Source organism: Streptomyces sp. NPDC053431 (genome assembly GCF_044544925.1).
Lineage (GTDB): Bacteria > Actinomycetota > Actinomycetes > Streptomycetales > Streptomycetaceae > Streptomyces.
In genome coordinates, this window is record NZ_JBITXX010000010.1 from 166905 (window position 1) to 193070 (window position 26166).

Below are 26166 nucleotides of genomic sequence, written 5' to 3' on the forward strand. Positions count from 1 at the left end.
CGGGACGCGTACACCCGTGCGGAATGTCCGTTTCCCGCGACGTAAGGTCGAGCCATGGGACGCGGCACACTACGCATCTACCTGGGCGCGGCACCGGGCGTCGGCAAGACGTACGCGATGCTGTCCGAGGGGCATCGCCGGGTCGAGCGGGGGACGGACTGTGTGGTCGCGTTCGTGGAGCATCACGGGCGGCCGCGTACCGAGGTGATGCTGCACGGTCTCGAGCAGGTGGACCGGCGGCGGATCGAGTACCGGGGTACGGCCTTCCCCGAGATGGACATCGACGCAGTGCTGGCCCGCAGGCCCACCGTGGCGCTCGTGGACGAGCTCGCGCACACCAACGTGCCCGGCTCGCGGAACGCCAAGCGGTGGCAGGACGTCGAGGAGCTGCTCGCCGCCGGCATCGACGTCGTGTCGACCGTCAACATCCAGCACCTGGAGTCACTGGGTGACGTGGTCGAGTCGATCACCGGCGTACGGCAGCGGGAGACCGTCCCGGACGAAGTGGTCCGGCGGGCCGACCAGATAGAGCTGGTCGACATGTCGCCGCAGGCGCTGCGACGGCGCATGGCGCACGGCAACATCTACCAGTCGGACAAGGTCGACGCGGCGCTGTCGAACTACTTCCGGCCCGGCAACCTCACCGCCCTGCGCGAGCTGGCGCTGCTGTGGACCGCGGACCGGGTCGACGAGTACCTGCGCGAGTACCGCGGCGAGCACGACATCCGCTCCACCTGGCAGGCCCGTGAACGCATCGTCGTCGGCCTCACCGGCGGCCCCGAGGGACGCACCCTCATCCGCCGGGCCGCCCGCCTCGCCGAGAAGGGCGCGGGCGGCGAGGTCCTCGCCGTCTACATCTCCCGCAGCGACGGCCTCACCTCCGCCTCCCCGAAGGAGCTGGCGGACCAGCGGACCCTGGTCGAGGACCTCGGCGGAACGTTCCACCACGTCATAGGCGACGACGTGCCCTCCGCCCTCCTGGAGTTCGCCCGCGGCGTCAACGCCACCCAGATCGTCCTCGGCTCCAGCCGCCGCCGCTCCTGGCAGTACGTCCTCGGCCCCGGCGTCGGCCAGACCGTGGCCCGCGACTCGGGCCCCGACCTCGACGTCCACATCGTCACCCACGAGGAGGCCGCGAAGGGCCGGGGCCTCCCCGTCGCCCGCGGCGCGCGGCTCGGCCGGGCCCGGATCATCTGGGGCTGGGTCGTCGGCGTCGGCGCACCCCTGCTGCTCACCCTGCTGCTCACGCACGTCGACGCGGATCTCGGCCTCGCCAACGACATGCTGCTCTTCCTCGCGCTGACGGTCGCCGCGGCCCTGATCGGCGGATTCCTGCCGGCCCTCGGCGCCGCCGCCTTCGGCTCGCTGCTCCTCAACTGGTTCTTCACCCCGCCGGTCCACCGCCTGACCATCGCCGACCCCACGAACATCGTCGCCATCGCCGTCTGCCGCTCGACGGGCCGGGCGCCGACGGCGGCCACGCAGGTCCAGGGGGCGAGGTCGCCGGAACGTTCCAGGAGGGCGACGGAGTCCATGGAGAAGGTCTCGCGGACGCGCCCGAGAAGGGGCGGCCTGGTGGGTGCGGCGGGCCGCGAGGTCGACCACGGAGGCCACGGACATGCCGACGCCGAAGAACCGGCTGCGCGCCGAGTCCGAGGTTCTCTCCCATCTCGCGGGCAGCGTCCTGCGCGGCGAGTCCAGCGTCCAGGCCCGAGGACGCCGACGTCGACATGCCCGTCGGCGACCACCTCGCGCTCGCCCTGAGCGGCCGGGTGCTGCCCGCCGAGGACCGTCGGGTCCTCGGCGCGTTCGCGGCCCAGGCCGCCGTCGTCCTCGACCGTCAGCGCCTCGTCGGCGAGGCGGAGGAGGCCCGCCGGCTCGCCGAGGGCAACAAGATCCGCACCTCGCTGCTCGCCGCCGTCAGCCACGACCTGCGCACCCCGCTCGCCGGCATCAAGGCCTCCGTCTCCTCCCTGCGCTCCGACGACGTGGAGTGGTCCGAGGAGGACCGCGCCGTCCTCCTCGAAGGCATCGAGGAAGGCGCCGACCAGCTCGACCACCTGATCGGGAACCTCCTCGACATGTCCCGGCTCCAGACCGGCACCGTCACCCCGCTCATCCGCCCCACCGACCTCGACGAGGTCGTGCCCATGGCCCTCGGCGGCGTCCCCGACGGCAGCGTCGAACTGGACATCCCCGAGACCCTCCCCATGGTGGCCGTCGACCGTGGCCTGCTGGAGCGGGCCGTCGCCAACATCGTCGAGAACGCCGTCAAGTACAGCCCCGAGGGCGTTCCGGTGGCCGTCGGCGCCAGCGTCCTCGGCGAGCGGCTCGAACTGCGGGTGACGGACCGCGGCCCCGGCGTCCCCGACGAGGGCAAGGACGGGATCTTCGAACCGTTCCAGCGCTTCGGCGACGCCCCGCGCGGCGCGGGCGTCGGCCTCGGCCTGGCGGTCGCCCGCGGCTTCGTCGAGGCCATGGGCGGCACGGTCTCCGCCGAGGACACCCCGGGCGGGGGCCTGACCATGGTCCTCACCCTCCGGACCGCCGCCGGCACGGCGCCGCCCCCGCCCGCCGGCCCCGACGCGACGGCGTCCGTCCACACCTTCACGTAGCGCGGCCCGAGCCCGTAACCACTGAGAACCGCAGAGAATCGCCGAGAGCCACCGAGCCCCGCCGAGCACGGCCGAGAAACGCAGAGAACCACCGAGCCCCGCCGAGCACCGCTCAGAACCACCGAGAACCACCGAGCCCCGCCGAGCCCCGCTCAGAACCACCGAGAACCGCCCGACCCCCACCGAGCCCCGCCCAGAACCACCGACAAGAAAGGCACCCCTCCATGACCCGGGTCCTCGTCGTCGACGACGAGCCACAGATCGTCCGCGCCCTGGTGATCAACCTCAAGGCGCGGAAGTACGAGGTCGACGCGGCGCCCGACGGCGCCACCGCCCTCCGGCTCGCCGCCGAGCGCCACCCCGACGTCGTCGTCCTCGACCTCGGTCTGCCCGACATGGACGGCGTCGAGGTGATCAAGGGTCTGCGCGGCTGGACCCGGGTGCCGATCCTCGTCCTCTCCGCCCGGCAGACCTCCGACGAGAAGGTCGAGGCGCTCGACGCGGGCGCCGACGACTACGTCACCAAGCCGTTCGGCATGGACGAGCTCCTGGCCCGGCTGCGCGCCGCGGTCCGCCGGGCCGAGCCGGTCGGCGGCGGCGAGGAGGGCGTGGTGGTCGTCGAGACGCACGGCTTCACCGTCGACCTGGCCGCCAAGAAGGTCCACCGTGACGGCAAGGACGTCCGGCTCACCCCGACCGAGTGGCACCTCCTGGAGGTCCTCGTCCGCAACAGCGGCCGCCTGGTGAGCCAGAAGCAGCTGCTCCAGGAGGTCTGGGGGCCGTCGTACGGCACCGAGACGAACTATCTCCGCGTGTACATGGCGCAGTTGCGGCGGAAGCTGGAACAGGACCCCTCGCACCCCCGGCACTTCGTCACCGAACCGGGCATGGGCTACCGCTTCGAACACTGAGTTCGGTGGCGGGTCCCGATGCCGGGTCTCGGCGCCCGGTTCCGTGTCGGCAGGGGCCGGTACGCTTTCTGTATGAGTGCTGCACCCCGAACAGAGAAGCCGGCCGGGCGCTTCCGCCGCTTGCTCGACCGCCTTTCCACCTCGCAGGAGGAGCTGGAGTCGGTGGAGCTCCAGGAGGACTCCGCGGCCTCGGGGTGCACGCGCATCTCGGACTGTTCCGACCGCCAGATAGTCAAGGTGACTGGTACGTTGCGCACGGTCACCCTGCGCCCCCGGGCGGGCGTGCCCGCGCTGGAGGCCGAGCTGTTCGACGGCACGGCACCGCTGGACGTCGTGTGGCTGGGCCGCCGGTCCATCGTGGGCATCGAACCGGGCCGCAAGCTGATCGCCTCCGGTCGTATCTCCATGAGCCACGGCCGGCGGGTCCTCTTCAATCCCAAATACGAGCTCCGACCGCTCGGACAGGAGTAGCCGGTGACGTCAGTCGACAAGCCGACCGCCGACCCGTCGGCCCCGGACCAGGACGCCCGGACCGACAAGGCGGTGACCGAGGCCGCCCTCTTCGAGGCCTTCGGCGGGGTCCGCGGCATGGTGGAGACGGTCCTGCCGGGCCTGCTCTTCGTCACGATCTACACGATCAACAAGAACCTGCACGTCTCCGCGATCGCCGCCCTCGCGGTCTCCGTCGTCCTCGTGGTCGTGCGGCTGGTCCGCCGTGACACCGTCAAGCACGCCTTCAGCGGCGTCTTCGGCGTCGCCTTCGGCGTGGTCTTCGCGATGATGACGGGCAACGCGAAGGACTTCTACCTGCCGGGCATGCTCTACACGCTCGGCCTGGCGGTCGCGTACATCGTCACGACCCTCGCCGGCGTGCCGCTGATCGGCCTGATCCTCGGTCCGGTCTTCAAGGAGAACCTCTCCTGGCGCACCCGGAACCCCGGTCGCAAGAAGGCGTACGCGAAGGCCAGCTGGGCCTGGGGTCTGATCCTGCTCGCCAAGTGCGCGATCCTCTTCCCGCTGTACTGGTGGGCCGACACCACGCAGCTCGGCTGGGTCCTGGTCGCCCTGAAGATCCCGCCGTTCCTGCTCGCCGTCTATCTGACCTGGGTCTTCCTCGCCAAGGCGCCGCCGCCGATCGACGTCTTCGCCGAGATGGAGGCCGAGGAGGAGGCCGAGAAGGCCCGCAAGGCCGCGGCTCAGGGGCGTAACGACGCCTGAGCCGCGTCGCCGCCGTTCGTACGGAGAAGGGCCCGGGACCTGTCACAGGTCCCGGGCCCTTCCGCGGAGCGGCTCCATCAGGGGGTTCGGCGTATCGGCCGCCTCGGGAGGCACCGCGTACCGGGTCCGTCGGGGGCGCCGGGTGTCGACGCCCCGACGCCCTCAGACGGCTCCAGACGCCACCCTCCGGCCCCCGACGCCCTCAGATGGCTCCAGAGGCCACCGTCCGGCCCCCGATACCCCCGCGCCGTCAGCTCTCCGTCGGCTCCCGGCGGACCGACAGCAGGTCCTCCAGCTGCTCCTCGCGCGCCTGGGTGGCCACGAACAGCAGCTCGTCGCCCGCCTCCAGGGTCTCCTCCGCGCTCGGCGTGAGGACCCGCGAGCCGCGGATGATGGTGACGAGGGAGGTGTCCTGCGGCCAGGCCACCTCGCCGACCTGGGTCCCCGCGATCGCCGACTCCGGCGGCAGCGTCAGCTCCACCAGGTTGGCGTCGCCGTGGCTGAAGCGCAGCAGCCGGACCAGGTCGCCGACGCTCACCGCCTCCTCCACCAGCGCGGACATCAGGCGCGGCGTCGAGACGGCGACGTCGACGCCCCACGCCTCGTTGAACAGCCACTCGTTCTTCGGGTTGTTGACCCGGGCGACGACGCGCGGCACGCCGTACTCGGTCTTGGCGAGCAGCGAGACGACCAGGTTCACCTTGTCGTCGCCGGTCGCGGCGATGACGACGTTGCAGCGCTGCAGCGCGGCCTCGTCCAGCGAGGTGATCTCGCAGGCGTCGGCGAGCAGCCACTCCGCCTGCGGCACCCGCTCCACCGAGATGGCGGTCGGTGCCTTGTCGATGAGCAGGACCTCGTGGCCGTTCTCCAGGAGCTCGCCCGCGATGGAACGGCCCACCGCGCCGGCTCCGGCAATAGCGACACGCATCAGTGACCGCCCTCCTCGGGCCCCTCGGCGAAGGCCGCCTCGACCTTGTCGATCTCGTCCGTGCGCATCATCACGTGGACGAGGTCGCCCTCCTGCAGCACCGTCTGCGAGGTCGGAAGAATCGCTTCGCCCAGCCGGGTGAGGAAGGCCACGCGCACGCCGGTCTCCTCCTGGAGCCGGCTGACCTTGTGACCGATCCACGCCGGGGAGGTGTGCACCTCGGCGAGCTGCACTCCGCCACTCGGGTCACGCCACAGCGGCTCGGCGCCGGACGGCAGCAGCCGCCGCAGCATCTGGTCGGCGGTCCAGCGGACCGTCGCGACGGTCGGAATGCCCAGGCGCTGGTAGACCTCGGCGCGCCGGGGGTCGTAGATGCGGGCGGCGACGTTCTCGATGCCGAACATCTCGCGCGCGACCCGCGCGGCGATGATGTTCGAGTTGTCGCCGCTGCTCACCGCGGCGAAGGCGCCGGCCTCCTCGATGCCCGCCTCGCGCAGCGTGTCCTGGTCGAAGCCCACGCCCGTGACCCGGCGGCCCCCGAAGCCCGAGCCCAGGCGGCGGAACGCCGTCGGGTCCTGGTCCACGACCGCGACCGTGTGCCCCTGCTGCTCCAGGGTCTGCGCGAGAGCGGCTCCCACTCGCCCGCAGCCCATGATGACGATGTGCACGTCCCCTTACCCCGCACTCCTGATCGTCTTACTGACCTGCGAAAACACCCTGCTCACAACTTCCTGGCCGCGTCCGCGGCCAAACCGTCCGGCTCGACGCCGGCCTGACACCGGCCCTTTTCGGACAGGTATCCGGCCCGACTGGCCCGGGCCGTGGCGGACGGGCACGGGCGCCCGTCCGGAACGAGCTTATGCGGCCACGGTGACGGTGACCTCACGCAGCCCTCGTTAGAAACGCGTCAAGACACCGTCATGACCGCGTCAGTCGCGTCGAGGGGTACTCGCGGGGGCCTCGGCGGAGGTGGTATCCAGGGAGATTCGGTGCCGATAAGGGGTGGTGGGTCGGCGCGGCCCTTTTCGAACGCTTACGATCCTCTGCGTGTCCAAACTGACCGACGTGCCCAAACGGATCCTGATCGGGCGGGCCCTGCGCAGCGACAAGCTCGGCGAGACCCTGCTCCCGAAGCGGATCGCCCTCCCCGTCTTCGCCTCCGACCCGCTGTCCTCGGTGGCGTACGCGCCGGGCGAGGTGCTTCTCGTCCTCTCCGTCGCTGGCCTGTCGGCCTACCACTTCAGCCCGTGGATCGCGCTGGCCGTCGTGGTGCTGATGTTCACGGTCGTCGCCTCGTACCGGCAGAACGTGCACGCGTACCCGAGCGGCGGCGGCGACTACGAGGTCGCCACCACCAACCTCGGGCCCAAGGCCGGACTGACCGTCGCGAGCGCCCTGCTCGTCGACTACGTCCTCACCGTCGCGGTCTCGATCTCCTCCGGCATCGAGAACCTCGGCTCGGCCGTGCCGTTCGTCGTCGAGCACAAGGTCGCCTCGGCCGTCGCGGTGATCGTGCTGCTCACGCTGATGAACCTGCGCGGCGTGAAGGAGTCCGGCGGCCTCTTCGCCATTCCGACGTACGTCTTCGTCTTCGGCGTCTTCGTCATGATCCTCTGGGGTGCCTGGCGCGGTCTCGTCCTCGACGACACCATGCGGGCCCCCACGGCCGGCTTCGAGATCAAGGCCGAGCATCAGGGCCTGGCCGGTTTCGCCCTGGTCTTCCTGCTGCTGCGCGCCTTCTCCTCCGGCTGTGCGGCGCTGACCGGCGTCGAGGCCATCTCCAACGGCGTGCCCGCCTTCCGCAAGCCCAAGTCGAAGAACGCGGCGACCACGCTCGCCCTCATGGGCGGCCTGGCCGTCACCATGTTCTGCGGCATCATCTTCCTGGCGATGGCCACCGACGTCCGGATGGCCGAGAACCCGGCCGAGGACCTGCTGCACAACGGCGTCCCGCTCGGCGCGGGCTACGTCCAGGACCCGGTGATCTCGCAGGTCGCCGCCGCCGTGTTCGGCGACGGGACGTTCTTCTTCGTCCTGCTCGCCGCCGCCACCGCGCTCGTCCTGTTCCTGGCCGCCAACACGGCGTACAACGGCTTCCCGCTCCTCGGCTCGATCCTCGCCCAGGACCGCTACCTGCCCCGCCAGCTGCACACCCGCGGCGACCGCCTCGCCTTCTCCAACGGCATCGTGCTGCTGGCCGGCGCCGCCGCCCTGCTCGTCTGGATCTACGGGGCCGACTCGACCCGCCTGATCCAGCTGTACATCGTCGGCGTCTTCGTCTCCTTCACGCTCAGCCAGATCGGCATGGTCCGGCACTGGAACCGCCATCTGCGGACCGAGAAGGACGCGGCCAAGCGCCGGCACATGATCCGCTCGCGCGCGATCAACGCCTTCGGCGGCTTCTTCACCGGCCTCGTCCTGGTCGTCGTCCTCGCCACCAAGTTCACCCACGGCGCCTGGGTCGCCCTGCTCGGCATGGTGATCTTCTACGTGACGATGACCGCGATCCGCCGCCACTACGACTCCGTGGCCGCGGAGATCGCCGCCGCCGAGGAGCGCCCCGACGAGTACGTCCGCCCCTCCCGGGTCCGGTCCGTCGTCCTCGTCTCCAAGCTCCACAAGCCCACCCTGCGGGCCCTCGCGTACGCGAAGCTGCTGCACGCGAACGAGCTGGAGGCGCTGACCGTCAACGTCGACCCGGCGGAGACCAAGGCGCTCCGGGAGGAGTGGGAGCGGCGCGGCATCAACGTGCCGCTGAAGATCCTCGACTCGCCGTACCGCGAGATCACCCGGCCGGTCATCGAGTACGTGAAGAACCTCCGCAAGGAGAGCCCGCGCGACGCCGTCTCGGTCTACATCCCCGAGTACGTGGTCGGCCACTGGTACGAGCACCTGCTGCACAACCAGAGCGCCCTGCGCCTCAAGGGCCGCCTGCTCTTCACCCCGGGCGTCATGGTGACCTCGGTCCCGTATCAGCTCCAGTCCTCCGAGGCCGCGAAGAAGCGGGCGAGGAAGCGCCAGGAGTGGAACGCGCCGGGCTCGGTGCGCCGCGGTCCGGTGGAGAAGGGCTCGAAGGAACCGGCCGCCAAGAGCAGCTGAGAAAGACCCGAAGAGAACCCGTAGAAGATCCGTCGACGACCCGACGAAGATCCGAAAGCGGATGCGAAAAACGGATCCGAAAACGATCCGAAAAAAGGCAACTAGACTGGTGGGCTGCTGTCACGACAGCAGCCCACCTCTCTTCCCCTTCCTCCCTGGAGCCCCCGGTCATGCAGAACACCCCTGTTGCGTCGTTGGTCGGGGAGGAGTACGAGGTCGAGGTCGGCCCGGTGGCTCACGGCGGCCACTGCATCGCCCGCACCGAGGAGGGCCGCGTCCTCTTCGTCCGCCACGCCCTGCCGGGCGAGCGGGTCCGCGCCCGGGTCACCGAGGGCGAGGAGACCTCCCGCTTCCTGCGCGCCGACGCCGTGGAGATCCTCGACCCGTCCAAGGACCGCATCGAGGCCCCGTGCCCCTTCGCCGGCCCGGGCAAGTGCGGCGGCTGCGACTGGCAGCACGCCAAGCCGGGCGCCCAGCGCCGGCTGAAGGGCGAGGTCATCGCCGAGCAGCTGAAGCGGCTCGCCGGCCTCACCCCGGAGGAGGCCGGCTGGGACGGCACCGTCGTGCCGGCCGAGGGCGACAAGCTCCCCGCCGGCGAGGTCCCGCAGTGGCGGACCCGCGTCCAGTACGCGGTCGACGCCGAGGGCCACGCCGGCCTGCGCAAGCACCGCTCGCACGAGGTCGAGGTGATCGACCACTGCATGATCGCCGCCGAGGGCGTCTCCGAGCTGGGCATCGAGAAGCGCACCTGGGAGGGCATGGCCTCCATCGAGGCCATCGCCGCGAGCGGCTCGCAGGACCGCCAGGTCATCCTGACCCCGCGCCCCGGCGCCCGCCTCCCCATCGTGGAGCTCGACAAGCCCGTCTCCGTCATGCGCGTGGACGAGAAGGACGGCGGTGTCCACCGCGTCCACGGCCGCCCCTTCGTGCGCGAGCGCGCCGACGACCGCACCTACCGCGTCGGCAGCGGCGGCTTCTGGCAGGTCCACCCGAAGGCCGCGCAGACGCTCATGCTCGCCGTCATGCAGGGCCTCACGCCCCGCAAGGGCGAGACGGCCCTCGACCTCTACTGCGGCGTCGGCCTCTTCGCGGGCGCCCTCGCCGACCGCGTCGGCGACCAGGGCGCCGTCCTCGGCATCGAGTCCGGCAAGCGCGCGGTGGAGGACGCCCGCCACAACCTGGCCGACTACCCGCGCGTCCGCATCGAACAGGGCAAGGTCGAATCCGTCCTCCCGCGCACCGGCATCACGGACGTCGACCTCATCGTCCTCGACCCGCCCCGCGCCGGCGCCGGCAAGCAGACCGTCCGCCACCTCTCCTCCCTGGGCGCCCGCCGCATCGCCTACGTCGCCTGCGACCCGGCCGCCCTGGCCCGCGACCTGGCCTACTTCCGAGAGGGCGGCTACCGGGTCCGGACGCTGCGGGCGTTCGACCTGTTCCCGATGACGCATCACGTGGAGTGTGTGGCGATTCTGGAGCCTGCCGACAAGGGCCGCTGATCTGCCGTTTCTCCACATGTGCATCTCGGGCGTCACCTGCGTGGGGTGGCCGTTACTGTGGGGGCCGGTCGGGGAGTCCGAGCCGGAGCGGAGCGCGGTGAGTCGTGGGCGGTCTTACGGAAGCGAAGCTGAGGGCGCTGGCCGGGGAGCGGTCGTTCGAGCGTGGACTCGCCTATGCCGACGAGGTGTCCGGGGTCGAGTTCGGTGACGGCTGGATCAGGGCGTCGGTACGCGGCACGGAGCGGTACGAGGTGGAGCTGCTCCTGGGCGGGCGCGGGAAGCCGGCGGGCACGTGCGACTGCCCGTACGGCCAGGAGGGCAACTTCTGCAAGCACCTGGTCGCGCTCGGTCTGACGGTGATTGCCGAGGAGGCCGACCTGCCTCGCCGGCGGCAGGCTGCGCGGGACCGGGCCCGGAACCTCGACGCCTGGCTGACCGGCATGTCACGGGACGATCTGCTCGCTCTTGTGCGGGAGGAGATGGCCGAAGACCGTCAGCTGCGGCACCGCCTCGAACTGCGTGCGGCGAGCGCTCGCGGAGATCTGGCCCAGCTTCGCTCCCGCATCCGTGAACTGCTCGACATCGGGCCGTTCGCCCGGTACGGATACGTCGAGTACGCCGACGCCCGTGCCTACGCCGACCAAGCCGGGCAGGCGGCCAACGCGATCCGGTCACTGACGGCCTCCGGCCGGGCGGCTGACGCGATGGCTCTGGCCCGCGAGGCGATCGGCATGCTGGCCGGGGTGGTCGAGAGCGTCGACGACTCCGACGGCCGGCTCGGCCAGATCGGCGCGGACCTCGCTGACGCCCACCACGACGCGTGCGGCGCGGCCCGCCCCGACCCGGAGGAACTCGCCCACTGGCTCGTGACGCACGCGCTCGACGACGCGGCCGACCTGACGGACGTCGATCCGTTGGATTACGAGGACCTGCTCGGCGGGCGGGGGATGGCCGCCCTGCGCCGCTACGCGACGGAGGCATGGAAGGCGAACCGCACCCGCTGGGCCGAGAAGCACCTCATGCAGCGCCTCGTGAAGTCGGGGCGGGACATCGACACCGTGATCGCCGTACACGCCGCCGACCTCGCGCCGAACGGCCACACCCATCTGCTCATCGCCCGCGAGCTCGACACCGCGCGCCGCACCGACGAAGCCCTGGAGTGGGCCGAGCGCGGCATCCGCGAGACCGTGGACACCGCCCTCGTCGACCACCTCACCGACCGGTACACACAAGCCGGCCGGCTCGCCGACGCCGTCACGTTGCGCCGGGACCACTTCGCGGCCCGCCGCACCCTGCTCGCCTATCAGCAACTGCGTGCCGTGGCCATCGCCGCTGCGTGCTGGCCGACCGAGCGCGAAAAGGCGAGGGCACTTCTCCGCGACGATGCCGCACGGGCGGACACGCGCGGTCAACCGGTCCTCCTCGACGTCCTGCTGGACGACGGGGACCTCGATGCCGCCTGGCGGACAGCCGAGGAGCACGGTGCCCACGACGGCCAGTGGCTCACCCTCGCCGACCAGTCCCGCTCCACCCGCCCCGCGGATGCCCTCGCCGTCTACCTCCGCCTGGTCACTCGCCTCACCCACGAGACCGACAAGCGCGCCTACGAAGAGCTCGTCGGCCTGCTGCTGGGCATCCGCGACTGTCACCGCCGCCTCGGCACACTCGACGACTTCACCGCTTACATCGCCGACCTGCGCACCGCCCAGAAGCGGAAGCGGAACCTGATGCGGCTGATGGACGACCACGGGCTGCCGGGCTCGTGACGACGACCGTCGTGCTGGTGGGCGTCTCCAGGGAGGTCGATACAGGACGACAGAGGACCTGCATGGAAATGCCTCCCGGTCCGGGGAGGTCCACCGCGCGGCTCGCGGTCGAGCATGTCCCCGACCCGAACTGCGCACCCTGGTCGCCGGTCAGGTCCCCCTGCCGCTCGCCGAGACCGCCGGCCTCGGAGCACAGCGGGCCGAGGGCCTTGGCCGGGCCGTCACGCCGTACCGGGGTCTGGTCAAGCCCTTCGCTCTGACCGGACGGATGTTCTCGGCCCGCCGGCGTAAGGCCGCCGGCGTAAGACTTTCGTCATCGGGCCGAGGCTGTCCGGCGGGCGTTCGAGCGTCTTGAATGGCGTTACGAAGGCGAACAGCGGACACGGAGGAGGGGCGTCGTGGGGCGCGTCACGAGGAAGCAGCGGTGGGGCGCGGTGATCGTCGCGGGTCTGGTGGTGGCCGTGGCCGGGCTGCTGTGGTTCAAGCCCTGGGCGCTGTGGGTGGACGAGACCGTGAACGAGGCGCTGCCCTCCGCGGGCGCGACCTCGCAGGCGCCGACGACGGGTGCGCCGCCCTCCGCGTCGGCCGCCCCCGCGCCGTCCGGCCCGGTCACCGTCGCGCAGGGCCGCTTCGTCAGCCACGAACACGACACCACGGGTGTGGCGAAGGTCGTACGGCTCGCGGACGGCACCCACACGCTGCGCCTCGAGGGCCTGGACACGAGCAACGGCCCTGAGCTGCGCGTCTGGTTGAGCGACGCCCCCGTGAAGGAGGGCAGGGCGGGCTGGGACGTCTTCGACGACGGCGCGTACCTCAACCTCGCCAAGCTGAAGGGCAACAAGGGCGACCAGAACTACCCCCTGCCCGCTGACGTCGACTGGTCGCGGTACCGGAGCGTCAGCATCTGGTGCGACCGGTTCGACGTCTCCTTCGGGGCTGCGGCGCTCGCCCGCGTCTGACACCGGTTCGCGGGGCCGCCCGCCGCCCACGATGCCCCGGAGCCGCTTCGCGCCCGGGGCATCGCCGAACGGTCGCTCGGTGACGGCGGATCGGCGAACGGCCGCTGGGTGACGCGGCATCGGCGAACCGCCGCGCGGTGATCGGGAGTTGCAGGGCGTGGCGTGGTCGGCGTCGGGTGGGGGCAGCCGTCTTGACGCCGCCCAGGGCGGACGTCCTAGAGCGGCGTCCGGCGCCGGTAGGACGAGCGTCCTAGTGAGGGTGAGGGTGAGGGTGTTTGGGTGGGGGAGGTCGCGGGATGGCGGGGAACGTGGAAACGCGGGCGCAGATCGTCGATGCCGCGAACCGGCTCTTCTACGTGAGGGGCTTCGAGCACACGTCGTTCGCGGCGATCGCCGAGACGGTGGGCATCTCGCGGGGGAACTTCTACCACCACTTCAAGAGCAAGGACGAGATCCTCGGCGCGGTCATCGAGGCTCGGCTCCACAGCACGCGCGTGATGCTCGCCGAGTGGGAGCGAGACGCGTCAGGCCCTGCCGAGCGGGTGCGACAGTTCGTGGAGATCGTGCTCACCAACCGCGCGGAACCGGCCGACATCCTGGCAGCCCTCGACGCCCTCGACGCCCTCCACGACCTCGGCCGCTGAGTCGACGGCGCGGAGGTGGGTGGCCGCAGGGTCACCGGGCCCAGGGCAGTTCGCGGGTGCCCTCCGTGCCGGGGACGGAGGCGACTCCGTCGGCGGGCATCGAGACGTGGGCGCACGTGCACCGCGACCTCGGCCGCGTCGACCTCGCCCACGACCACGCCCGCCAGGCCCTCGACCTCTACACCGCCCTCGCGGTCCCCGAGGCCGACGAGATGCGCGTCTCCCTCGCCGGGCTCCCGCCGACCGCGCCCGGGTCCACTGCGCACCAGTCCGCAACGGACGTATCCGTCGCGCACGATTCCGTCGCGCCCGAGGCGACCGCGCACGAGTCCACCGCGCCCGGGTCCATCGCGTACGAGCCCAGCCGGGCGTGAAAACGTAGAGGTGCGAGGTTTTGCCCTCGAAGGGTCTGGTTACAGTGCACGGGTGACCACGCGACGCCCCCGGGGCCCGTACGCCAAGACGGCCGCCAAGCGGCAGGAGATCCTCGACGCCGCCCTGGCCGCTTACGCGGAGGCCGGCAGTCGGGGCGTCTCCGTGCGGGACATCGCGCAGCGCGTGGGGCTGACCGACGCGGGCGTGCTGCACCACTTCGGAAGCCGGGAGGCGCTGCTCACGGCGGTGGTCGAGGCCCGTGACACGGCGGCGTCCGAGGCCTACAGCCCGGAGACCGTGCTGTGGCGGACGGAGCTGCTGGCGCAGAACGCCGCCACGCCCGGTCTGGTGAAGCTGTTCCTGGACATCGCCGCGGCCTCGGCCGACCCCGAGCACCCGGGGCACGCGTTCTTCACCGAGCGGTACCGCGGCCTCCGGCTCCAGATCGCGGAGCTGCTCGCCGGGGGGCCGCCGCCGGAGCTCGGCTCCGAGGAGCCGGTGGCGGACGTCGACGCCGACTGGGCCGCCCGGATCCTGCTGGCCGCGACGGACGGCATCCAGCTCCAGTGGCTGCTGGAGCCGACCATCGACATGGCCAGGGACATCGGCCGGCTGCGGGACGTGCTCCTGGCGGCGCTGGACCGGAGGCCGGAGCCGGAACGGCCGCGGCAGTCGGCCCCGGAGCCCCGGCGACAGTCGGTCCCGCGGTCGGACTCCGCCGCGGATGCGGAGCCGGAGGCCGGGGGCGCCGCGTCGGCCTAGGGCCGCCCCGCCGGGTTCTGGTCCGGCGTCGCGTCGGCGGGCAGCGTGACGGCCACGCGCGTGCCGCGTGCCGTCCGGACGATCGCGCAGTCCAGGGCGTAGGCCCGTACCAGACGCAGACCGCGGCCGCAGCACGCGGCGTCGTCGCCGGGGCGTCGGGTGCGCCGGTTGCGCCATGTGCCGGAGTCCTGGACCTGGAGGCTGAGCGTGCCGCCGGTGGCGGTCAGCAGGACGGCCACGTCCGGGCTGCCGCTGTGCCGGACGGCGTTGGCGACGAGTTCGGTCGCGATGACGCCGAGCGCCTCGTCGGCCCCGTCGCCGATCCAGCGGCGGGCCGTCTCCCGCACGAAGCGGCGCAGCAGCGGGACCGCCTCGACCGTCGCGCGCATCACGCACAGGGCCCGGCGCTCCTCCCGCGGACGGGGGAGGGCGGGAGAGGCGGAAGGGTCGGTGAGCGGCGTGCTCCGCGGGGGCTGGGCGGGGAACGGGGCAGCGAACGAGGCAGTGAACATGGGGGCTCCTGTGCGCCTGGGGGGCGGGGCGCGGGGGGCGGCCGGGAAAACCGCCGGTCCTGCCACGGTAAGCACGAAAACTTTGGATGTCTAGGTTTTCGTGGCATATGCGCGCCGGCATCTCGTCCCGCGCACAGCGCCGCGCCCCCGACCGGTGCCGGTCGGGGGCGCGGCTTCCTCCTCAGGTGGTGGCCGTCAGGGCGTGGGCGTCCATCGCTGGGACGCCGTGCCCGCGCAGGTGGCGAGCGTCAGCTTCGTGCCGTTCGCCGTGCCCGCCCCGACCGGGGCCAGGCAGCGTCCGCCGCTGGTGATCGTCGCCTGGGCGCCGAGCTGCCACTTCTGGCCGGCCGAGCCGTTGCACGCCTGGACGGTGACCGTGCTGCCGGAGCCGTCGAGGCAGACCCCGTCCTTGCCGGTCAGGGTCCCGGCGGCGGTGAAGGTCCAGCGCTGGTTGGCGCCGCCGTGGCAGTTGTAGAGCGTCGGCTGCGTGCCGGGGGCGGTGGCGCTGTACGGCAGGTCCACGCAGGTGCCCGACGCCCCGTTGACGAGGGTCGCGTTCGCGGGGAGGGGGGTGGCCCGGCCGGTCGCGGAGATCTCGGCCGCGCTGGTCCACGGGCCGCTGTCCCCGGCCTCGGTGAGCGCCTTCAGCCGCAGGTAGCGGCCGGTCCTCGGAGCGAAGGAGGCCTTCTTCTCCGTGGCGCTGTCGGCCCACACCCCGGTCGCGACCGGGCTGCCCCAGCTCGTGGTGGTGTCGGAGACGTACACCTCGTACGAGCCGATGCGCCCGTTGCTGCCGCCGTCCTGCCGCGGCAGGTACGACAGGCTGTCCACGTCGTAGCGCGCCCCGAGGTCGATCTGGACCTCGTGGGGGAGCTGCGCGGCCGTGCCGCCGGAGTAGGCGGTGTGCCACATGGTCGCGGGGTCGCCGTCGACGGCGTTGGCCGCGGCCCCGTTCTCGGCCGTGGTCTCCTGGCTGTCGGTGTACGCGATCTTCCAGGCGGCCTGGGAGATCGGCTCGCCCGAGGCCGGGACGCCGGTGGCGGGGAGCAGCGTCACACCGGAGGCGGTGACCGTGAAGGCGCCGGACTTCGAGCCCGTCTTGATCCACAGGGTGCCGGAGCGGTCGGCCGGGTCGAAGTACCAGCCGGTCGTGGCGGAGTCGTACCCGGCCTTCGAGGTCAGCGCCGGCAGCGCCGCGCCGTCGACGGTGACGCCGCTGGGGGCGGCGGCCGCGTGGACGGTGAACTCGTAGCCGCGCGAGGCGGGCTTGCCGGTGTAGCCGCCGGTGCTCGCGCCGACGCCGATCCTCACGTCGCCGGTGCCGGAGGCGGGGGCGGTGACGTCGACCTTCTGCTTCGCGTACGCGCCGGTCTGGTACTGCCGGGTGATCCCGTCGTCCTCGTACAGGGTGAAGCTGGAGGCGCCGCGCGGGTACACGTCGTAGGTGAGGGTGTCGACGGGCTTCTCGCCGGTGTAGTTCATCTGCGGCCACATCGGCACGATCCCGCCGCCCTTGACGAACATGGGGAGCCGGTCGAGCGGGGCGTCGTAGCCGTTCAGCCAGCCCGGTCCGCTGTACGTCCGGCCGCTCCAGTAGTCCGTCCACGTGCCGGCCGGCAGGTAGATGCCGTCCCGCTTCGTGGTGTCCGACACGACGGGGGCCACCAGCAGCGAGTCGCCGGACATGAACTGGCCGCTCGTCTGGTTGCCGCGCGCGACCGGGTCGTTCGGGTACTCCAGGACCATGGCCCGCACGGTGGGCGTACCGGTCTCGGTCGCCACCCGGCTCATGGAGTAGAAGTACGGCATGAGCCGCATCTTCAGCTTGAGGTACGTGCGGTTGATGGACAGGTACGGCTCGGAGAAGCGCCAGGGCTGCTTGTCCTGGTAGCCGGCCTCCGGGTTGGTGGCGCCCCAGCCGGACATCGTCATGAAGACGGGCGTCATCGCCTTCCACTGCAGGTCGCGGACGTACGTCTTCGGGCTGCCCTGGAAGATGCCGTCGACGTCGCCGGAGGCGTAGTTGAGCGCGGACAGGCCCGCGCCGGTGATCGCCGGGACGTGCCAGCGCATGGCGTCCCAGGTGCCCGGCGTGTCGCCGGTCCAGACGATGGCGTTGCGCTGGGTGCCGGCCCAGCCGTCCACCGTCCAGACGTAGCGGCGCGCGTCGGAGTTCTTCTCGATGCCGTCCACCGCCTGCTGCACGCCGTCGAAGGCGTACTTGTAGCCGCCGCCGATCCAGGCGACGTCGGTCTTCACGCCACGGCTGCCCGCGACGCCGACCTCGGTGCCGATGTTCGCCAGGCCGGTGGAGGTCCACAGGCCGGTCTGGAAGCCCTTCGCCTTCAGGCCGTCGACGGTCGTCTTGAGGTCCGTGTAGCCGCAGCCGTAGCCGTCGTTGGGGAGGAACCAGCCCGAGGGCATGTCGGCGGCGCGGGCGTCCGTCGCGTAGCCGAGGACGTCCTTCGTGGTCTGGTGACGGAGTCGGTTGTGGTCACCGGTGTAGTCGGGGTTCGTGGCGTTCCAGCAGTCGGCGTTGCCGAGTTCGAATCCCCACATCGGCGCCAGGAACGGCTTGCCGCTGACATCGGTGTACGCGTCGAGCACGCCCTTGAGCGAGTCGCCGACGAAGTACCAGGCGTCGAAGCGGTTCTCGTTGTGCGTGAACGTGCCCGGCGCGCCGAAGTCGTACGTGCCGGGGGCCCAGGTGTTGCGCATGACGCCGTAGTTGTTGGTCGACATGTAGAAGGGCGCGGGGCTCGCGTTGTGGTTCTCCAGCCACTTGTTGCTGCCGGAGACGGGGACGGTCTTGCCGCGCAGCGCCCATTCCCCGAGCCGCAGGCCCGTGCCGTAGAACTGCTCGTCGGCGCCCTGGTTCAGGTACTGGCTGGTCTGGGTGCCCGTCCAGGAGAGCGGTTGCGACTCCGCCCACACCAGGGTGGAGTTGTCGGCGCGGTAGACGGAGAACCGCAGCGGTGACTTGTCGACCCGGATGTTCAGCGCCGGGGTGGTGATCCGGTAGTACGTTCCGGCGTCCGTGACGCCGGTGGTCACCGCGCCGAAGTCGGTGTCGGCCGCGAGGGCGTTGCCCGCCGGGTCGTCGGTGAAACCGCCGTTCGGCGACAGCCAGATGCGGAAGATGTCCTGGCGGGCGACCGTGACGCGGACCTTCGCCGCCGTCGAGGTGCTGATGGTGAAGGTGTTGCCGGTCTGGCTGACGCCCGTGGCGTCCCCGGCGGTCGCCGCCGCGGCCGGCGACACCGGACCCGCGACGGAGAAGACCGCGGCCACCAGGGCCGCCACCAGGGAGAGGACGGCTGGTCGTCGCCCTCTCCCCCTGATTCGTAGGGAAGAGCGTGCTCGCATCGCTGTCGCCTTTCGCTCGCCGACACTGCCGAGAGTGGTGCGCGAGCATGACAGCAGCCGCCTCTGAATGACGTCAAGTGCTCGCTTGGCCCTCGTTTCAATCAATAACAATCAGACCCGCGCACAGGCTCACGCGGGCGGCTCCCACGGTCACAGGTCCATAACTGCACCGGATTCTTGGGTGACGCCGGAGGGGTTGCGTGCTCTAACTTGAGCGATACGCGCCAACCTGCTCAGTTTCGCGCGTCAGCCCCCCTCTCCTTCTGAACCAGGCGGTACCAGCCATGAAGCGACGTCTTCTCACCCTGTCCGCCGCCGGCATCGTCGGCGCGCTCGCGCTCACGGCCTGCGGGGCCGGATCCGGCGGTTCGACCGGCGCGGACGGGGTCACCACGATCAAGTTCGTCGCGGCCGACTACGGCTCCAACGGCGACAACCCCAGCCAGGCGTACTGGCAGGACGTGATCAAGGCCTTCGAGAAGAAGCACCCGAAGATCAGGGTCGACCTCCAGGTGATCAACTGGAACGACATCGACGCCCAGGTCAAGACCATGGTCCAGAACGGCGACCAGCCGGACGTCCTCCAGACCGGCGGCTACGCGGACTACGCCAAGAGCGGCCTGCTGTACTCGGCGCCGGAGGTCCTCTCGGTGGCCACCGAGGGTGACCTCATCCCCTCCATGGCCGACGCCGGCCGCCAGGACGGCACCGAGTACGGCATCCCCTTCGTCTCCAGCGCCCGGATGTTCCTCATCAACAACGCGCTGTTCCGCAAGGCCGGCCTCGACCCCCGGAAGCCGCCGCAGACCTGGGCCGAGGTCACCGCCGCGGCGACCGCGCTCAAGAAGGCCGGTGTCGAGGTGCCCCTCGGCGTCCCGCTGGGCAAGGAGGAGGCGCAGGCCGAGGCGTTCATATGGATGCTGGGTAACGGCGGCGGCTACCAGAACTCCAGCGGAAAGTACGCCATCGACTCCACCGCCAACGTCGAGACGTTCACCCAGCTGAAGGCCTGGACCGACGCGGGGCTCACGGAGAAGAGCCCGGCCGCCGTCAACCGCACCGACCTCACCAAGAACTTCGCCTCGGGCAAGGTCGGCATGATCAACGGCTTCCCCGGCCAGCTCGCCGAACTCAAGGGCCTGGACGTCACCTGGACCGCCATGCCGGGCGCCCACGGGAAGAGCCCCAGCACCCTCGGCGTGGCCGACTGGGTCATGGCCTTCAAGAAGGGCGGCCACAAGGAGCAGATCAAGGCCTTCCTCGACTTCGCGTACGGCAAGGAGAACACGGTCAGGTTCGCCAAGACCTACAACCTGCTGCCCGTCACCCAGTCGGCCCGCTCGGCACTCGTCGCGGACCCCGCGCTGGCGGACCTCAAGCCCTTCCTCGAGATCCTGCCGACCGCGACCTTCTACCCGCTCAGCGACCCGACCTGGCCGGGCGTCTCCGCCCAGATCAAGACCCGGATCGGCAGCGCCCTCGACGACCCGCAGAAGAACCTCGACGCCCTCCAGACGGCGGCCGAGCAGGCGGGGCGGTGACGGACCGCGACCGGACGTCCGAGACGAGAACCCACGTGACCACCAGCACCACCCCCCGAAGCGCCGGCCGACGGGCCCCCGCGGCCCGCCGGCCCGCAGCCCCGGGACCCGGCCGGCGCCGCCCTGACCGGCCGGCCGGGTCCCGGCCCCACTCCTGGTTCCGGCGCCTCGGCGCCCTGCCCTGGATCGCCCCCTCCGTCCTGCTCATCCTGGCCGTCGTCGTCTGGCCGGTCGTCGAGATGGTCCGCACCTCGCTGCGGAGGATCGACACCTCGGGCGTCGACCTGGGGCCGGCCGGGCTCGACAAGTACCGCAAGCTGTTCGCCGACCCCCGGCTCCCCGACGTCCTGGTCTGGACGGCGGTGTGGACGGTCGTCGTCGTCGCGCTGACCATGCTGATCTCGCTGGCCCTGGCCCAGCTGTTCGACCAGCGCTTCCCCGGCCGCCGCATCACCCGCTGGGCCCTCGTCGCGCCCTGGGCGGCCTCCGTCCTGATGACCGCCATCGGCTTCCGCTGGATGCTCGACCAGGTGGCCGGCGTCCTCAACCGGATCCTCCTCGACCTCGGCCTGATCGACGCGGCCGAGGCGTGGACCGGCGACGCCGCGCACGCCAAGCCGTGGCTGATCGCCGTCGCCGTCTTCGTGTCCCTCCCCTTCACCACGTACACGCTGCTCGCCGGGCTCCAGACCGTGCCCGCCGAGGTGTACGAGGCGGCCCGCGTCGACGGCGCCTCGCGCCCGCAGACGTACCTCCGGATCACCCTGCCCCTGCTCCGGCCGGCATTCCTCGTCGCCCTGGTGATCAACCTGATCAACGTCTTCAACTCGTTCCCGGTCATCTGGGGCATGACCCAGGGCGGCCCCGACGCCGACACCGCGACCACCACGGTCTTCATGTACATGCTGCGCAGTTACGACGTGGCCGAGTCGGCCGCCCTCTCGGTGGTCAACTTCGCCGCCGTCGTCGTCATGGTCCTGATCTTCCTCAAGGTCAGCGGCTGGAAGGAGGCGGACCGATGAGCACCGCGACCCTTGGCACCCGCCCGGGCCCCGGTCCGCGCCCGCGCCGCCGCCCTCGTCCGCGCCCCCGCCCTCGTACGAGAACGGTGCTGCTCACCGTCACGGCCTGGGCGCTGGCCGCGCTCTTCCTGCTGCCGTACGTCCAGATGGTGATCACGGCCGGGCGGCCGGCCGACGAGCTGCGCGACAACGCCTATCTGCCGTCCCGCTTCGACTGGTCCGCGTTCACCCGCGTCTGGAGCGAGACCACGCTCGGCCAGAACCTGTCCAACACGCTGCTGATCGCGGCCGGTTCGACACTTCTCGTGCTGCTCGTGGCGCTGCCCGCCGCGTGCTGCACGGCACGGGTCCGCTTCCGCGGGCGCGGCGCCTTCCTGCTGCTCGTCCTGGTCACGCAGATGTTCCAGCCGACGGCCCTGCAGGTGGGCCTCTACCGGGAGTTCCACGCGCTCGGTCTGCTGGACACGACGACCGTGCTCATGGTGGCCAACGCCGCCTTCAACCTGGCCTTCGCGATCTGGATCATCAGCGCCTACATCGGCTCGATCCCGGTGGAGCTGGAGGAGGCGGCGATGACGGACGGCTGCGGCCGGGCCCGCGCGCTCTTCCGGGTGACCCTGCCGCTCGCCATGCCCGGCATCGTCACCGCCGTGATCTTCACCTTCATCGCGGCGTGGAACGAGTTCGTCATGGGCCTGACGCTCACCACCTCACCCGAGCGGCAGCCCCTGACCGTCGGCATCAACAACATGATCGGGGCCTACAGCGTGCAGTGGAACCAGGTGTTCGCCGCGTCGCTGGTGGCCATCGTGCCGGTGATCGCGCTGTTCGCGGTCATCGAGCGCCAGGTGGTGTCCGGACTGACGGCCGGCTCGGTCAAGTAGGGCCGCTCCGGCCGGTGTTCGTCCCCGGCGTCCACCGCGTCCTAGACGCAGTGGACGTCGACGCCCTGGGCCGTGAGCTGCTCGACCAGCTCGTCCGGGGCGTCGTGGTCGGTGACGAGCACGTCGATCTCGGGGATCGTGCAGACCCGGGCGAACGCGCGCTGGCCGAGCTTGGTGGAGTCGGCGACCACGATCACCTTCTCCGCCCGCTCGGCCATGGCGCGGTTGGCGCTGGCCTCCCCCTCGTCATGGGTGGCGGCGCCGAACCGCGGGTCGACGGCGTTGACGCCGAGGACGGCGTAGTCGAGCGAGAGGCCCTGGAGCACCGCCGTCGCCAGCGGGCCGGTCAGTTCGTACGACTGGGGGCGGGCGACCCCGCCCGTCACCACGGTCTTCACGTACGGGCGGACCGCCAGCTCGTTGGCGATGTTCACGGCGTTGGTGACGATCGTCAGCGCGATGGACCCGCCGTGCTCGGCCAGGTCGGCGCGGGTCGCCAGCTCGCGGGCCACCTCGGAGGTGGTGGTGCCGCCGTTGAGCCCGACGACGGCGCCGGGCGGGATGAGCGCGGCGGCGGCGCGGGCGATGCGCTGCTTCTCGTCGGCCTTGCGCGCCGTCTTGTAGCGCAGCGGCAGGTCGTAGGTGACCCCGCTCAGCACGGCGCCGCCGCGGGTGCGGGTGAGCAGCTGCTGGCGGGCCAGCTCCTCGAGGTCGCGACGGACGGTGGCGGGGGAGACGTCCAGCAGTTCCGCGGCCTCGCCGACCTCGATGCTGCCGCGCTCGCCCAGCGCCTCGAGCAGTCGCGTCCACCGCTCGTGCGTGCCCATCGCCGTTCTCCTCGCCTCATGACATCGCTGGTGACGCCGCTTCACGACATCGCTCACGACTCTGCTCATGACGTCGCGCACGTCGGTCGTGACCTCGTCTCGCGACATCCAGGAGCCGAGGGTAACCCGGTTCCCCGATTCTGTGATCAACCGTGCGCATGGTTGCTCGAAGTTGAGTGCAGCAGCTATAAACGAATCATCTTCAATCATGCGGCTGGCTCGGACCGGCCGTCGCGCCTTCTGGGAGGCCCCCGTGAGTCACGTCGACGTGGAAATAGCCGACCAGCCCTCGTGCTGGCGTCGTGCGCTGGAAGTCCGCCCGGCCGGTCTGCCGGAGACGGGCGAGCGGGTGGCGGTCGTGGGCTGCGGCACCTCGCTGTACATGGCGCAGGCCTACGCGGCACTGCGCGAGGGCGCCGGGCTCGGTGAGACGGACGCGTTCGCCGCCTCCGACTTCCCGGCCGCGCGCCGCTACGACCGCGTCGTGGCCATCAGCCGCTCCGGCACCACGACCGAGGTCCTGGACGCCCTCGAACGGGCCGGCGACACCGCGACGGTGGCGCTGACCGGCGACCTCGACACGCCGATCAAGGACGCCGCCGACACCGTCGTGGACCTGTCCTTCGCCGACGAACGCTCGGTCGTGCAGACCCGTTTCGCCACGACCGCGCTGGTGCTCCTGCGGGGGAGCCTCGGGCCGGTGCCGGCGGACCTCCCGCGGCAGGCCACCCACGCCCTGGCGGCCCGGCTGCCCGACGAGATCCTGAGCGCCGGCCAGTTCACGTTCCTCGGCACCGGCTGGACCACCGGCCTGGCGCACGAGGCGGCGCTGAAGCTGCGCGAGGCCTCCGGATCGTGGACGGAGTCGTACCCGGCGATGGAGTACCGGCACGGCCCCATCAGCGTGAGCGGCCCCGGCACGGTCGTGTGGTTCTTCGGCGAGCCGCCCGCCGGCCTGGCCGACCAGGTCCGCGCGACCGGCGCGTACCTCACGACCTCGCCCGGCGACCCGCTCGCCGACCTGATCCGCGCGCAGCGCCTGGCGGTCGCCCTCGCCGAGCGCCGCGGCCTGGACCCGGACCAGCCGCGCAACCTCACCCGCTCGATCGTCCTCACGGGCTCATGACCCCGGCCATGAGGGGGGCCGTGAGCCGGGCCGTGGACCCGGCCGTGCGGACGGCCTTGACCAGGGCCGTGACCCCGGCCGGGGGCGGGGCCGTAACCCCGGCCGGGGGCGGGGCCGTAACCCCAGCCGTGGGCAGGGCCGTGACGTCGGCCGCGGGCATGGGGAGTGCGGCGAGCACCACGGGCACCACAAGCTCCCTTGGCGTCACGGGCCCCGCCAGGGCGGCCGTCGCGCGCCCGGCCGTCGCGCCGGCCGCCGCCGGCCGGACGGTCATCGCGCTGGACGTCGGCGGCACCTACATCAAGGGCGGCGCCCTCACCGGCGGCGCCCCCACCCTGGAGCACACCGACCGCTGGTACACGCGCGCCGACCGCGGCCCCGAGGCGGTCCTGGAGACCGTCCTCGGCTGTGCCGCGGAACTCCTGGAACGCTGCCCCGGCGCGGAGGCGGCCGGAGTCGTCGTCCCCGGCATCGTCGACGAGGAGTCCGGACTGGCGGTGCTCGCCGCCAACCTCGGCTGGCGCGGCGTGCCCGTCCAGGACTGGCTCGCCGAACACCTCGACCTGCCCGTCGCGTTCGGCCACGACGTCCGCGCCGGCGGACTGGCCGAGGCGCGCCTCGGCGCGGGCCGCGGCTGCGCCGACTTCCTCTTCGTGCCGATCGGTACGGGCATTGCCGCGGCCGCCTTCAGCCGGGGCCGCCCGCTCACCGGCGCGCACGGCCGGGCCGGCGAACTCGGGCACGTGGTCGTGCGGCCCGGCGGCGCCCGCTGCCACTGCGGAGGGCGCGGCTGCCTGGAGACCGTGGCGTCGGCCGCGGCCGTCGCCCGCCGCTACGCCCGCGCCGCCGGCTGGCACGGCATCACCGCCCGCGAGGTCCGGCACCGCGCCGACGCGGGCGACGCGGTGGCCGCCGGGATCTGGACCGAGGCGATCGAGGCGTTCGCCGACGCCCTGGCGATCGCGGTCACGCTGTACGACCCCGAACGCGTCGTCCTCGGCGGCGGACTGGCCCGCGCGGGCGAGGCCTACCTGGCGCCGGTGCGCGACGCCCTCGCCCGGCGGCTGACCTTCCAGGCCGTCCCGCAGGTGACCGAGGCCCGGCTCGGGGACCGGGCGGGCTGCATGGGCGCGGCGCTGCTGGCGCACGACCTCCTCGAACAGGCCGGGGGACGCCCGTGATCGTCACCGTCACCCTCAACGCGGCCCTCGACATCACCCACCGCGTCGACCGCCTCCGCCCCCACTCCGCGCACCGCGTCCACGGCGTCGGCGCCCGGGCGGGCGGCAAGGGCATCAACGTGTCGCGCGTCCTGCACACCCTGGGCCTGCCCACGCTCGTCACCGGCCTGGCCGGCGGTCCGACCGGTGAGGCGGTGCGCCGTGAACTCTGCCGGGCGGAACTGCCGGAGCGCCTCACGCCCACCGGGGGCGAGACCCGCCGCACGGTGGCCGTGGTGGACGAGCACACCGGCGACACGACGACGCTCCTCGAACCGGGCCCCGTCGTCCAGCCGGAGGAGTGGCACGGCTTCCTCGCCGACTTCGCCGCGTGCGTCGACGGGGCCGCGGCCGTCGTGCTCTCCGGCAGCCTCCCGCCCGGCCTCCCCGCGGACGCGTACGCCACACTCGTCCGCGCCGCCCGGGCCCGGGGCGTCCCGGCGCTCCTCGACACGAGCGGCCCGGCACTCCGCGCCGCCCTTCCCGCCGGCCCCGCCCTCGTCAAGCCGAACGCGGACGAACTGGCCGAGGCCACCGGCGAGTCGGACCCGCGGCGGGCGGCGGAGACCCTGCGCGCCGCCGGCGCCGAAGCGGTGGTCGCCTCCCTCGGCCCGGACGGCCTCCTCGCGGTGACCCCGTCCGGCGCCTGGCGGGCCGTGCCGCCCGAGCGGCTGCGTGGCAACCCGACCGGCGCCGGGGACGCGGCCGTCGCGGCCCTGGCCCGGGGTCTGGTGGCCGGTGTCTCCTGGCCGCGGCGGCTCGCCGAGGCGGTGGCGCTGTCGGCCGCCGCCGTCGCCGCGCCGCTGGCCGGCTCCTTCGACCCCACCGTCCACCAGCGCCTGTGCGGCGCCGTGGACGTCCGTCCCCTCCCGCCCCTCGCGTAAGGAACCGC

Annotated in this window: 21 protein-coding genes and 1 pseudogene; 17 read left to right on the forward strand and 5 right to left on the reverse strand. The window is 72.1% G+C overall.

Features of this window, described 5'->3' with window-relative positions; all coding sequences use genetic code 11:
- Positions 1 to 54: 54 nt before the first annotated feature.
- From ACIGXE_RS23480 to ACIGXE_RS23495, 4 genes and pseudogenes are all read left to right on the forward strand, one after another.
- Positions 55 to 2615, forward strand: a pseudogene (locus ACIGXE_RS23480) (ATP-binding protein).
- A 224-nt stretch (positions 2616 to 2839) separates the two neighbouring features.
- Entirely contained in the window at positions 2840 to 3526 is a 687-nt protein-coding gene (locus ACIGXE_RS23485; protein ID WP_399750406.1) for a response regulator, read from the forward strand.
- A 72-nt stretch (positions 3527 to 3598) separates the two neighbouring features.
- Positions 3599 to 3997, forward strand: coding sequence for an OB-fold nucleic acid binding domain-containing protein (locus ACIGXE_RS23490; protein WP_393008098.1), 399 nt, complete (start codon positions 3599 to 3601; stop codon positions 3995 to 3997).
- A gap of 3 nt (positions 3998 to 4000) precedes the next feature.
- Positions 4001 to 4744: a DUF3159 domain-containing protein gene (locus tag ACIGXE_RS23495; protein WP_399750408.1), complete on the forward strand. Its 744-nt coding sequence runs from the start codon at positions 4001 to 4003 to the stop codon at positions 4742 to 4744.
- A gap of 250 nt (positions 4745 to 4994) precedes the next feature.
- Here the strand turns inward: ACIGXE_RS23495 and ACIGXE_RS23500 are convergent, their stop codons facing one another.
- Both ACIGXE_RS23500 and ACIGXE_RS23505 read right to left on the reverse strand, forming a co-directional pair.
- A complete protein-coding gene (locus ACIGXE_RS23500; protein WP_399750411.1) occupies positions 4995 to 5672 on the reverse strand; it encodes a potassium channel family protein in 678 nt (225 codons plus the stop codon).
- Complete coding sequence (locus ACIGXE_RS23505; protein WP_046911473.1) at positions 5672 to 6340, reverse strand: TrkA family potassium uptake protein; 669 nt, start codon at positions 6338 to 6340, stop codon at positions 5672 to 5674. The genes ACIGXE_RS23500 and ACIGXE_RS23505 overlap by 1 nt, the downstream gene beginning before the upstream one ends.
- A 379-nt stretch (positions 6341 to 6719) precedes the next feature.
- On the opposite strand from ACIGXE_RS23505, the gene ACIGXE_RS23510 reads away from it, so the two are divergent.
- The 7 genes from ACIGXE_RS23510 to ACIGXE_RS23540 all read left to right on the forward strand — a co-directional run bounded on the left by ACIGXE_RS23510 (position 6720) and on the right by ACIGXE_RS23540 (position 14776).
- The gene (locus ACIGXE_RS23510; RefSeq protein ID WP_399750414.1) at positions 6720 to 8771 is read left to right on the forward strand and encodes an APC family permease; all 2052 of its coding nucleotides are present in this window, start codon (positions 6720 to 6722) and stop codon (positions 8769 to 8771) included.
- A gap of 170 nt (positions 8772 to 8941) precedes the next feature.
- Positions 8942 to 10270 (forward strand): class I SAM-dependent RNA methyltransferase, encoded by a 1329-nt coding sequence (locus ACIGXE_RS23515; protein WP_399750416.1) that lies wholly within the window; start codon positions 8942 to 8944, stop codon positions 10268 to 10270.
- A gap of 104 nt (positions 10271 to 10374) precedes the next feature.
- The gene (locus ACIGXE_RS23520) at positions 10375 to 12036 is read left to right on the forward strand and encodes an SWIM zinc finger domain-containing protein (protein WP_399750419.1); all 1662 of its coding nucleotides are present in this window, start codon (positions 10375 to 10377) and stop codon (positions 12034 to 12036) included.
- 398 nt (positions 12037 to 12434) lie between these two features.
- Positions 12435 to 12995 carry a DM13 domain-containing protein gene (locus ACIGXE_RS23525; RefSeq protein WP_399750422.1) on the forward strand — a complete coding sequence of 187 codons (561 nt, stop codon included), beginning with the start codon at positions 12435 to 12437 and terminating at the stop codon, positions 12993 to 12995.
- Positions 12996 to 13291: 296 nt separating this feature from the next.
- On the forward strand, positions 13292 to 13639 hold the full coding sequence (locus ACIGXE_RS23530) for a TetR/AcrR family transcriptional regulator (RefSeq protein ID WP_399750425.1): 348 nt from the start codon (positions 13292 to 13294) through the stop codon (positions 13637 to 13639).
- Positions 13640 to 13704: 65 nt separating this feature from the next.
- A complete protein-coding gene (locus tag ACIGXE_RS23535) occupies positions 13705 to 14013 on the forward strand; it encodes a hypothetical protein (protein WP_399750428.1) in 309 nt (102 codons plus the stop codon).
- A 52-nt stretch (positions 14014 to 14065) separates the two neighbouring features.
- Positions 14066 to 14776 carry a TetR/AcrR family transcriptional regulator gene (locus ACIGXE_RS23540; protein WP_399750430.1) on the forward strand — a complete coding sequence of 237 codons (711 nt, stop codon included), beginning with the start codon at positions 14066 to 14068 and terminating at the stop codon, positions 14774 to 14776.
- Here the strand turns inward: ACIGXE_RS23540 and ACIGXE_RS23545 are convergent.
- Both ACIGXE_RS23545 and ACIGXE_RS23550 read right to left on the reverse strand, forming a co-directional pair.
- Entirely contained in the window at positions 14773 to 15288 is a 516-nt protein-coding gene (locus tag ACIGXE_RS23545; RefSeq protein ID WP_399750433.1) for an ATP-binding protein, read from the reverse strand. The two genes, ACIGXE_RS23540 and ACIGXE_RS23545, sit on opposite strands and share 4 nt — an antisense overlap.
- Positions 15289 to 15483: 195 nt before the next feature.
- A complete protein-coding gene (locus ACIGXE_RS23550) occupies positions 15484 to 18591 on the reverse strand; it encodes a TIM-barrel domain-containing protein (protein ID WP_399750435.1) in 3108 nt (1035 codons plus the stop codon).
- A 347-nt stretch (positions 18592 to 18938) separates the two neighbouring features.
- Between ACIGXE_RS23550 and ACIGXE_RS23555 the strand changes: the two genes are divergently transcribed.
- The 3 genes from ACIGXE_RS23555 to ACIGXE_RS23565 are packed head-to-tail and all read left to right on the forward strand — an operon-like array spanning position 18939 to position 22101.
- Positions 18939 to 20195: an extracellular solute-binding protein gene (locus ACIGXE_RS23555; RefSeq protein ID WP_399750437.1), complete on the forward strand. Its 1257-nt coding sequence runs from the start codon at positions 18939 to 18941 to the stop codon at positions 20193 to 20195.
- Positions 20196 to 20230: 35 nt separating this feature from the next.
- Complete coding sequence (locus ACIGXE_RS23560) at positions 20231 to 21217, forward strand: carbohydrate ABC transporter permease (protein WP_399750440.1); 987 nt, start codon at positions 20231 to 20233, stop codon at positions 21215 to 21217.
- Positions 21214 to 22101 carry a carbohydrate ABC transporter permease gene (locus tag ACIGXE_RS23565; protein WP_399750444.1) on the forward strand — a complete coding sequence of 296 codons (888 nt, stop codon included), beginning with the start codon at positions 21214 to 21216 and terminating at the stop codon, positions 22099 to 22101. The genes ACIGXE_RS23560 and ACIGXE_RS23565 overlap by 4 nt, the downstream gene beginning before the upstream one ends.
- 41 nt (positions 22102 to 22142) lie before the next feature.
- On the opposite strand, the gene ACIGXE_RS23570 is transcribed toward ACIGXE_RS23565, so the two are convergent.
- On the reverse strand, positions 22143 to 22928 hold the full coding sequence (locus ACIGXE_RS23570; protein ID WP_399750447.1) for a DeoR/GlpR family DNA-binding transcription regulator: 786 nt from the start codon (positions 22926 to 22928) through the stop codon (positions 22143 to 22145).
- Positions 22929 to 23181: 253 nt separating this feature from the next.
- Between ACIGXE_RS23570 and ACIGXE_RS23575 the strand changes: the two genes are divergently transcribed.
- The 3 genes from ACIGXE_RS23575 (at position 23182) to ACIGXE_RS23585 (ending at position 26158) form a co-directional block, all read left to right on the forward strand.
- The gene (locus ACIGXE_RS23575; protein ID WP_399750449.1) at positions 23182 to 24054 is read left to right on the forward strand and encodes an SIS domain-containing protein; all 873 of its coding nucleotides are present in this window, start codon (positions 23182 to 23184) and stop codon (positions 24052 to 24054) included.
- A 140-nt stretch (positions 24055 to 24194) separates the two neighbouring features.
- A complete protein-coding gene (locus ACIGXE_RS23580; RefSeq protein ID WP_399750452.1) occupies positions 24195 to 25235 on the forward strand; it encodes an ROK family protein in 1041 nt (346 codons plus the stop codon).
- On the forward strand, positions 25232 to 26158 hold the full coding sequence (locus ACIGXE_RS23585; protein ID WP_399750455.1) for a 1-phosphofructokinase family hexose kinase: 927 nt from the start codon (positions 25232 to 25234) through the stop codon (positions 26156 to 26158). Before ACIGXE_RS23580 ends, ACIGXE_RS23585 begins: the two co-directional genes overlap by 4 nt.
- The last annotated feature ends 8 nt before the right edge of the window (positions 26159 to 26166 follow it).